9 protein-coding genes are annotated in these 8,665 nt (G+C 73.0%); 4 read left to right on the forward strand and 5 right to left on the reverse strand.

The window, feature by feature from the left end; genetic code table 11:
* Positions 1-6: 6 nt before the first annotated feature.
* The 3 genes from hpt to dacB are packed head-to-tail and all read right to left on the reverse strand — an operon-like array spanning position 7 to position 2,980.
* Positions 7-567, reverse strand: a complete 561-nt coding sequence (hpt, locus tag ACH0BZ_RS11395; RefSeq protein ID WP_406898466.1) for a hypoxanthine phosphoribosyltransferase — start codon at positions 565-567, stop codon at positions 7-9.
* Positions 568-1,605, reverse strand: coding sequence for a tRNA lysidine(34) synthetase TilS (gene tilS / locus ACH0BZ_RS11400; RefSeq protein WP_406898468.1), 1,038 nt, complete (start codon positions 1,603-1,605; stop codon positions 568-570).
* Positions 1,592-2,980 carry a D-alanyl-D-alanine carboxypeptidase/D-alanyl-D-alanine-endopeptidase gene (gene dacB, locus ACH0BZ_RS11405; RefSeq protein WP_406898469.1) on the reverse strand — a complete coding sequence of 463 codons (1,389 nt, stop codon included), beginning with the start codon at positions 2,978-2,980 and terminating at the stop codon, positions 1,592-1,594. The genes tilS and dacB overlap by 14 nt, the downstream gene beginning before the upstream one ends.
* A gap of 186 nt (positions 2,981-3,166) precedes the next feature.
* Here dacB and ACH0BZ_RS11410 point away from each other — a divergent pair, with 186 nt between their 5' ends.
* The 3 genes from ACH0BZ_RS11410 (at position 3,167) to ACH0BZ_RS11420 (ending at position 6,907) form a co-directional block, all read left to right on the forward strand.
* Positions 3,167-3,679, forward strand: a complete 513-nt coding sequence (locus tag ACH0BZ_RS11410) for an inorganic diphosphatase (RefSeq protein ID WP_406898470.1) — start codon at positions 3,167-3,169, stop codon at positions 3,677-3,679.
* A 149-nt stretch (positions 3,680-3,828) separates the two neighbouring features.
* Complete coding sequence (locus ACH0BZ_RS11415; protein WP_406898471.1) at positions 3,829-4,473, forward strand: TetR/AcrR family transcriptional regulator; 645 nt, start codon at positions 3,829-3,831, stop codon at positions 4,471-4,473.
* A gap of 16 nt (positions 4,474-4,489) precedes the next feature.
* On the forward strand, positions 4,490-6,907 hold the full coding sequence (locus tag ACH0BZ_RS11420) for an MMPL family transporter (RefSeq protein WP_406898473.1): 2,418 nt from the start codon (positions 4,490-4,492) through the stop codon (positions 6,905-6,907).
* Between the two features lie 4 nt (positions 6,908-6,911).
* Here the strand turns inward: ACH0BZ_RS11420 and ACH0BZ_RS11425 are convergent, their stop codons facing one another.
* Together ACH0BZ_RS11425 and ACH0BZ_RS11430 are read right to left on the reverse strand one after the other, a co-directional pair.
* Positions 6,912-7,772 carry a crotonase/enoyl-CoA hydratase family protein gene (locus ACH0BZ_RS11425; protein WP_406898474.1) on the reverse strand — a complete coding sequence of 287 codons (861 nt, stop codon included), beginning with the start codon at positions 7,770-7,772 and terminating at the stop codon, positions 6,912-6,914.
* Between the two features lie 83 nt (positions 7,773-7,855).
* Entirely contained in the window at positions 7,856-8,086 is a 231-nt protein-coding gene (locus tag ACH0BZ_RS11430; RefSeq protein WP_406898476.1) for a PspC domain-containing protein, read from the reverse strand.
* A 177-nt stretch (positions 8,087-8,263) separates the two neighbouring features.
* On the opposite strand from ACH0BZ_RS11430, the gene ACH0BZ_RS11435 reads away from it, so the two are divergent.
* On the forward strand, positions 8,264-8,665 hold a 402-nt coding region (locus ACH0BZ_RS11435), incomplete at its 3' end, for a hypothetical protein (RefSeq protein WP_406898477.1).

Here is an 8,665-nt window from a genome sequence, read left to right on the forward strand (position 1 = left end):
CGGGGATCAGGAGTACATGCGCGGGTGCAGCCGCCCGATGTAGGGCAGGTCGCGGTAGCGCTCGGCGTAGTCGAGGCCGTAACCCACGACGAACTCGTTGGGGATGTCGAAGCCGATCTCGAGGATGTCCAGGTCGGCCTTGACCGCGTCGGGCTTGCGCAGCAGGGTGACGATCTCGAGCGAGCGCGGGTTGCGCGTGGAGAGGTTGCGCAGCAACCACGAGAGCGTGAGGCCGGAGTCGATGATGTCCTCGACGATGATCACGTCGCGGCCGGCGATGTCGCGGTCGAGGTCCTTGAGGATCCGCACCACGCCCGAGGAGCTGGTGGAGGTGCCGTACGAGCTCACCGCCATGAACTCCATCTGGCTGGGCACGGTGAGCGCGCGGGAGAAGTCGGAGACGAAGATCGCCGCCCCCTTGAGGACGCACACGAGCACGACCTCGTCCGCGGCATCCTTGTACCGCTCCCCGATCGCCGCGCCCATCTCCCGGATGCGCTCGCGGATCGCGTCCGCGTCGATGAGCACCTCGTCGATCTCGTCGGCGTACTTGTCCACGCTGGTCATCTACGTCCCCGCTTCGCTCGCCCGGTCGATCTGCAGCACCAGCTTTCCATGCGAGCGCCGGGCGACCAACCTGGTCGGCGAATCCGGGGCACCCGCGCGCTCCGAGCCACCGAGGCCCGCGCCGCCCACGGCCACCGGCCCCTGTCCGCGCCAGTCGGTGACGAGCGCGGCCACGGCCACCAGGTGGGCGTACGTCGGCGAGGGCACGCCGCCCGCCCGCAGCCAGTTCCGGAGGACCCTCGTGAGTACGGGCGTCGGCAGGGGCTCGAGCTCGCCGACGTCCAGCGCGGCCCCGTCCGCGACGGGCACCGCGGCGGCGCGGCGCTCGAGCTCGTCGTCGTCGCCCCGCAGCAACCCCGCCGTGCGGGCCAGCCCCTCGGCCACCCCGCCGCCCATCACCTCCTCGAGCAGCGGCAGGACCTCGCGCCGGATCCGCACCCGCGCGTAGGCGGGGTCGGCGTTGTGCGGGTCCTCCCACCACTCCAGGCCGAGGGCGCGGCAGGCGGCGCGGGTGTCGGCGGCGCGCACGCCGAGCAGCGGCCGACCCCACGGCGCGTCCCACGCCGCCATGCCGCGCAGGGACCGCGCGCCGGAGCCGCGGCCCAGTCCCAGCAGAACGGTCTCGGCCTGGTCGTCGAGGGTGTGGCCCAGCAGCACGGGTCGGCCGGCCCGCGCGGCGTCGAGCGCGGCGTACCGGGCGGCGCGGGCGTCGGCCTCGGGCCCGGAACCAGTGGGGGTGACGGTGACGACGAGGACCTGCGCCGTCGCCCCGATCCGGCGGGCCGCGCCGGCCGCGTCCTCTGCCACCCTCCGCGAGTCCTCCTGCAACCCGTGGTCCACCACGAGGGCGGTGACGCGGGCGAACTCGGCGGCCGCGGCTGCGGTGAGCGCGAGCGAGTCCGCGCCGCCGGACAGGGCCACGCACACGTCGTCGCCGACCCCGGGGTGCGCGCGGCGGAACGCGCGGACCGCGGCCCGCACCGGCCAGGCGGCGCCGGACCAGACCCTGTCGGCCCGGGCCCGGTCAGCGGCAGCCACAGTCCCTCAGCGCGGCGGCGATGCGGTCGAGCGCGGGGCGGGCGGCGGCCGGGTTGGTGCCGGAGGAGAGCAGCGCGAAGCTCATCGTGCGGCCGTCGGCGCTGGTCACTGTGCCGGCCAGGGCGCTGGTGTCGCTGAGCGTGCCGGTCTTGGCGCGCACCCAGCCCGCGCCAGAGGCGGACGGTCCGGAGTAGCGGTCGGCGAGGGTGCCGGAGGCCGCGGCGATCGGCAGAGCGTCGAGCAGGTCACGCATCTCGCGGGTGGCGTCGGGGCCCGCGGCGAGCCGCAGCACGTCGGTGAGCACGGCGGCGGACACGCGGTTTCCGGGGCTCATGCCCGAGCAGTCGTCCAGGTGCACCCCGGAGACGTCGATCCCGCGCTCGGCGAGGATCTCGAGCACGGCGGCGGTCCCGGCGGCGAAGTCGGCCCGCTTCTCGGGGCTGCGGTCGAGGGCCACCTCGCGACAGAGGGTCTCGGCGAGGACGTTGTCCGAGTGGAGGAGCATCGAGCGCAGCCGCTCGGTGAGCGGGGCGGACGGCACGCGGCCGAGTTCGCGGCCGGCCTGCACGGGGGCCTCGGCCAGACGGACGCGCTCCGGGCCCAGGTCGAGGGCTAGCGCGAGGGCGCGGCCGGCGGCGAGCATCGGCTCCGGCGAGCGCGGCGAGTACACGTCCGCCGGGTCGAGGCGGCCACCGTCGAGCATCCACGGCTGGACGGGCGCGATGTTCCCGGCGGCGATCTCCGCCGGCGACCAGCCGGGCCCCAGGGCGGGGCCGGTATAGGGGCCCGGGTCCACGACGATTCGGGCGGGCCGCAGGCCGGCGGAGCGGACGACCTCCGCGGCGCGCGGGATCGTGCCCGCGCCCGGGAACAGCGGGCCGGCCTCGGCGCCGCCGGACATCGTGGGGTCGCCGCCGGGGACCACGACAAGGGTGTCCGGCTCGGCGCCCTCGGCCAGGACGGTGTCCGCGCGGGCGTCCGCGGGGAGCCGGGAGAGCGCAGCGACGGCGGTGAGCAGCTTGACGGTCGAGGCGGGGACCCGGGCGTCCGTCGGGCGCCGCTCCCATAGCACCTGGCCGGTGGCGTCGTCGACGACGCGCGCAGTGAGGTCGCCGGCGGCCGGCACGTCGGCGAGCGGCCCGAGGATGCGGCCCAGGGCGGCCGGGTCGGGGGCTGGCGCGTCGGCGGTCGCCGCCTCGAGACCTGGAGCGGGGGCGGGGAGAGCGGGCGCGGCCTCGACGCCCGGCGGGTCACCGTCGACATCGGTGACCAGCGCGGCGGTCACCAGACCGGCAGCCAGGACCAGGACGACGACGAGGACCAGCCCCACCCGCCACAGCGGACCCCGACCGCGCCACACGCCCTTCGCGCTCACCGATCCCCTCCCCCGACTCCGCTCCGCCTCCCCCACGGTATCGGGCACTGTGGCCGCACCCACCCCCGGGCTCGGCGGCGGGCGACTAGAATCACCCCGGATCGCCCGGGTCCCGGGCCCCGGGGTGGCGAAACGTCGCCCTCACGCCCGTCGAGTCCGCCACCAGACCACCAGTGAGGTACGCCAGTGTCCGTCGAAGTGACCATCGAGATCCCCAAGGGCTCGCGCAACAAGTACGAGATCCACCACGAGACCGGAAAGATCTACCTCGACCGGTTCCTCTTCACCTCGATGGGCTACCCGGCCGACTACGGCTACATCGACCAGACGCTGGCCGACGACGGTGACCCGTGCGACGCGCTGGTCCTGCTCGACGAGTCGGTCTTCCCCGGTGTCATCGTCAAGTCCCGGCTCGTGGGCGTGTACACCATGTCCGACGAGGCGGGCGGAGACGACAAGCTGCTCTGCGTGCCGCACGGCGACCCGCGCTGGGACCACATCCAGGACATCGGCGACGTGCCGGAGTTCGAGCTCAAGGCCATCGAGCACTTTTTCCTGCGCTACAAGGACCTCGAGCCCGGCAAGTTCGTCGAGCCCGGCGAGTGGAAGGACAAGGCCCACGCCGAGAAGCTCGTCGTGGAGGGCGTCGAGAACTTCAAGAAGCACCCCGAGCAGAAGGCCGAGCCCTTCCGCGGCTGAGCCTTCCCGCCCCACGGCCCCCGTCCGGTTCCACCGGACGGGGGCTGTCTGCGTTGTGACAGGGCGGACGGCGCGGCGTGACGAGAGTCACAGTGTTTGCACACCGATGCAACTTTGCAGTGGTGTGCACGTTCCGTAGCGTGGACGACATGCGACCCGACTGCTTCACACCACGAGGGCTGCGGGAGACCAAGAAGGAGCAGACCCGCTCCGCTCTCTCCGACGCCGCGCTCGCGCTGGTGAGCACGCACGGCTACGAGGCCACCACCGTCGAGGCGATCGCACGCGCGGCCGGCGTCTCCGTGCGGACCTTCCACAACTACTTCCCCGGCAAGGCCGCAGCGCTCTCCCACCTGGCCACCGATCTCGTGCACGAGTACGGCGAGGTCCTCCGGGCCCAGCCCGACTCGGTGACCTGCGCGGCCGCGCTGCGCACCGCGTGGGGCGTGATGCTCGACCGCCACCGCGAGAACGTGGACGCGCTCCGGGCCCTCATCGACGCCCTGGAATCCAACCCCGACCTGCGCCGGTACCTGGAGGACCACCACCCGGACGCGCACGCCGCGAGCATCGCGGAGATCGCCCGTCGGCTCGGGATCGATCCCGCGACCTCGATCGCGCCCCGGATCGTCACCGAGATCGACTTCACCATCGCGGTCAACGTCAGCCGCGCCCTGGACACCCCGGAAGGCGCCGACCGCGACATGGACGAGCTCCTCGACGAGGCGTTCTCGGCACTCCCCCTCGTCGTCGCCGCCCCCTCCCCCGACTCCACGACCACCCCGCACACCTAGGAGCACCACCCACCCCATGGCTACCCTCCTCTACCGCATCGGCCGCGGCGCCTACCAGCGCTGGTACGTCGTCATCGCCGCCTGGCTCGGGCTGCTCGCGCTGGTCGCCGGGCTCGCCGCCGCGTTCTCGGCACCCGCCGCCAGCTCGTTCTCCATCCCCGGCATCCCCTCCGAGCGGGCGCAGACCCTGCTCACCGAGCGGTTCCCCGCCGCCAGCGACGGCGACCCGCAGACCGAGCCCACGTTCACCGTGGTGATCGCCACCGAGGACGCCTCGCCGCTCACCACGCCGGAGAACCAGGAGAAGGTCTCCGCGGTGCTCGACGAGGTCCGCGGCCTGCCCGGCCTGGCGAACCCCGAGACCGTCGGCACCGGCGGCCTGCCCCCCGAGGCGCTCGAGCAGGCCGCCGGCGCGGACCCGGAGGCCGCACCGTGGCTCACCGCCGTCCGCGCCCAGTCACAGGGCCTGATCCAGCAGTCCACCGCCGCCGGCGCCGATGAGGCCCGGGCGGAGAAGGACGCGGCCACCGTCTCGCCGCTGTCGCCCGACGAGTCGGTGTACAAGGTGCAGGCCGCTTACGACACGGAGACCACCCCGACCTCCGTCGACGTGAGCCCCGAGCAGCACGAGGCCCTCGCCGCCGTCGCACAGACCGGCCGGGACCTCGGCCTCGAGGTGGCCTACAACGGGCCCGCCGCCCAGGAGATGGGCGCGATCGGCTTCACGTCCGAGGCCATCGGCATCGCCGTGGCCCTCGTCGTCCTCGCCATCACCTTCGGCTCCATCGTCGCCGCCGGGCTACCCATCGTCACCGCCCTGGTCGGCGTCGGCATCGCCGTGCTGTCCGTCCACGCGCTGTCGGGGACCGTCGACGTCAACGAGATGACGCCGATCCTCGCCACCATGCTCGGCCTGGCCGTGGCGATCGACTACTCGCTGTTCATCGCCAGTCGCTACAAGCACGAGGCCCGACTCACCGACGACCGCGCCCACGCCGCCGGCCGCGCCGTGGGGACCGCGGGGTCCGCCGTCGTCTTCGCCGGCCTCACCGTCTTCATCGCCCTCGTCGCGCTGACGGTCGTCGGCATCCCCTTCCTCTCCGTCATGGCCCTGGCGGCCGCCGGCGCCGTCGTCGTCTCCGTCCTCATCGCACTGACCCTCTTGCCCGCCCTGCTCGGGCTGTTCAAGGGCCGCATGTTCGCCGGGCGTATCCCGCGGGTCACCGCGCCGGACCCCGAGGACGACGGCGTCCACACCGCCGGCGAGCGCTTCGCCAAGGCCATGCGGTCCAAGCCCTGGGTGGGCCTGGCCGCCGGAGTCGCGATGTTGGCCCTCCTCGCGATCCCCGCCGGCTCGATGCGCCTCGCGCTGCCCTCGGACACGACCATGGAGCAGGGCACCCCCGTCCGCGACGCCTCGGACCTGCTCGAGCGCGGCTTCGGCCCCGGCGCCAACGCGCCCCTGCTCGCCGTGGTCGATGCCGCGGGCCTCCCCTCCGACGAGCGCACTGAGGCGTTCCAGACCGCCGCCGCCGACTTCCGCGGCATGGAGGGCGTGGACAACGCCCAGGTCGTCATGACCAACGGCGACCCCGCCGACCCGGCGAGCGCCGACACCGCGCAGGTCCTCGTCACCCCCACCACCGGGCCCACCGACGAGGCCACCGAGGACCTCCTACACGCCATGCGCGACCACGCCGGCGCCTACACCGACGCCACGGGAGCCGACTACGGCGTCACCGGACTCACCTCCATCCAGGCCGACGTGTCCGAGCAGCTCTCCGACGCGCTCGTGCCCTACCTGGCGATCGTCGTGGGCCTGGCGTTCCTGCTGCTCATGCTGGTGTTCCGCTCGATCATCGTGCCACTCACCGCCGCGCTCGGATTCCTGTTGTCGATGCTCGCCACGCTCGGCGCGACCGTCGCGATCTTCCAGTGGGGCTGGTTCGGCCTCATGGAGGGGACGCCGATCATCAGCTTCCTGCCGATCATCCTCATCGGCCTGGTCTTCGGCCTCGCCATGGACTACCAGGTGTTCCTCGTGTCCCGCATGCGGGAGGCGTACAGCCGCGGCGAGTCCGCCACCGACGCGATTGTGCACGGCTACAAGTACGGCGCCCGGGTGGTGAGCGCGGCGGCCGTGATCATGATCAGCGTCTTTGGCGCCTTCATCTTTATGGACATGGCCTTTATCAAGACCATGGGCTTCGCGCTGGCCGCCGCCGTGTTCTTCGACGCCTTCGTCGTGCGGATGGTCGTGGTGCCCTCGCTCATGTACCTGCTCGGCGACAAGGCCTGGTGGCTGCCCCGGTGGCTCCACCGGATCCTGCCGCGGGTGGACATCGAGGGCGAGAAACTCGACGCCGGGGCACCGTCCGGAGGCTCCCCCGGCACCGACGACCCCGGCGCCCGCGAGCTCGCCCACGCCCGCTGACGGCTCAGCGGCCGGTGTACCTGGGCTCGCGCTTCTCCAGCATGGCGCCGACAGCCTCCATCATGTCGGCGGAGGCGAGGAAGCCGGCGTTCCACGTGGCGACGTAGCGGTTGGACTCGCGGATCGGCCCCTCGGTCGCACGGTCGAGCACCTCGCGCACGCCGCGCACCACGAGCGGCGGGTTGGCGGCGATCTCCGCGGCCGTGGCGTGGGCGGAGTCGAGCACGCCGGCGGCGTCGTCGGCGACATGGGTGACGAGGCCGTAGCGCAGAGCGGTCTCGGCGTCGATGTCGCGGCCCGTCAGCGCGAGCTCGCGGGTCAGACCCTGCCCGATGATGTACGGCAGCCGCCCGAGCGAGCCCATGTCGGCGACGATCCCCACCTTGACCTCGCGGATCGAGTAGGTGGAGTCGGCCGAGCCGTGGCGGACGTCGCACGCGGAGATGAGATCCACGGCGCCACCGATGCAGCGGCCCTGGACCGCGGCGACGGTGGGCGTGCGCGCGGCCGCCACCGAATCGATGGCCTGCCGCATGGTCTCCACGAAGTCGAGGATGTCCCGGTTCCGCGAGGCGTCCGGGTTCTTGTCCTGCGGAAGGAAGGCCAGGAACTGCGGCATCATGGCCGCCAGGTCGAGGCCGTAGGAGAAGTTGCGCCCCTGTCCGGCCACGACGATCGCCCGGATCTCCGGGTCGGCGTCGAGCTCGGCCATGACGCGCGGCATCTCGGACCAGAATTCGGGGCCCATGCCGTTGTTGGGACCCGGCCCGATCAGCGTCACCTGGGCGACGTGCGGATGCCGGGTCCCCTTCTCGATGCGGACGGAGGCGTACTCGCCGGGCGCGGCGGCGGTGGAGTCGGTCATGCGCTCAGCCTGCCAGACCGGCGGAGCGCGGTCCGAATTTCGGCACGCGCCGCACGGGTCGGGCCCCGCGTCCGCGCACCGGCTCAGGCGACGCTCTTGCGGTCCGGCATGACCAGCCACAGCACCAGGTAGATGAGGAACTGCGGGCCGGGCAGCAGGATCGACGCCACGAACAGCACGCGCACCAGGGCGGCGTCCAGCCCGAAGTAGTCGGCGAGGCCGCCGCAGACGCCGGCGATCATCCGGTCCTGGGACCGCGTCAGCTTCTTGGGGGCCCCTCCGGCGGGGTCGGTGTAGGCGGGATCGGAGTTCATGGCGCTCTCCTCGTCGTCGTCGCGGGAGCCTCGCGGGCTCCCTGGTCCTGGTCCCGGGACCTCTCCCCCGGCACCTCCCACTCTCCTATCCCGGGCGCCGCGGCACATCCGGGATCGACCCCGATCCGCACCCTGAGATCCGGCTCGGGGTCCGGGCTCCCGGGTAGACTGCGGGCCATGGGCACCGGGTCGGCGACGACGAAGCTGCAGATCAAGGACAATTCCACGGTCTTCTGTCACCCGGACCCCGCCGTGCTCGAGATGGTCGGCCCGCTCCCGGGGACCACCACCGACCCGGTCTCGGCCGACATCGCGCTGGCCGTGGTGACCATGCCCGACGAGGTGGAGGCGTTCATGACCGCGCACGCCGCCGCGCTCGCCGACGCCCGCGCGGTGTGGCTGATCTACCCCAAGGGCGGCACGGCCAAGGGGATCCCGGTGAGCCGGGACTCGATCTGGGCGCAGATGGGGTCGCACGGGTGGCGGCTCGTGTCCAACGTGTTCGAGATGGTCGGCCCGCTCCCGGGGACCACCACCGACCCGGTCTCGGCCGACATCGCGCTGGCCGTGGTGACCATG

Source organism: Dietzia sp. 179-F 9C3 NHS (assembly GCF_045369825.1).
In the GTDB taxonomy this organism is placed as follows: domain Bacteria; phylum Actinomycetota; class Actinomycetes; order Mycobacteriales; family Mycobacteriaceae; genus Dietzia.

Coding starts and splice junctions, on each gene's coding strand:
- ACH0BZ_RS11420 (WP_406898473.1), top strand. CDS start 4,490: ATGGCTACCCTCCTCTACCGCATCGGCCGCGGCGCCTACCAGCGCTGG.
- ACH0BZ_RS11430 (WP_406898476.1), bottom strand. CDS start 8,086: ATGAACTCCGATCCCGCCTACACCGACCCCGCCGGAGGGGCCCCCAAG.
- ACH0BZ_RS11425 (WP_406898474.1), bottom strand. CDS start 7,772: ATGACCGACTCCACCGCCGCCGCGCCCGGCGAGTACGCCTCCGTCCGC.
- ACH0BZ_RS11415 (WP_406898471.1), top strand. CDS start 3,829: ATGCGACCCGACTGCTTCACACCACGAGGGCTGCGGGAGACCAAGAAG.
- hpt (WP_406898466.1), bottom strand. CDS start 567: ATGACCAGCGTGGACAAGTACGCCGACGAGATCGACGAGGTGCTCATC.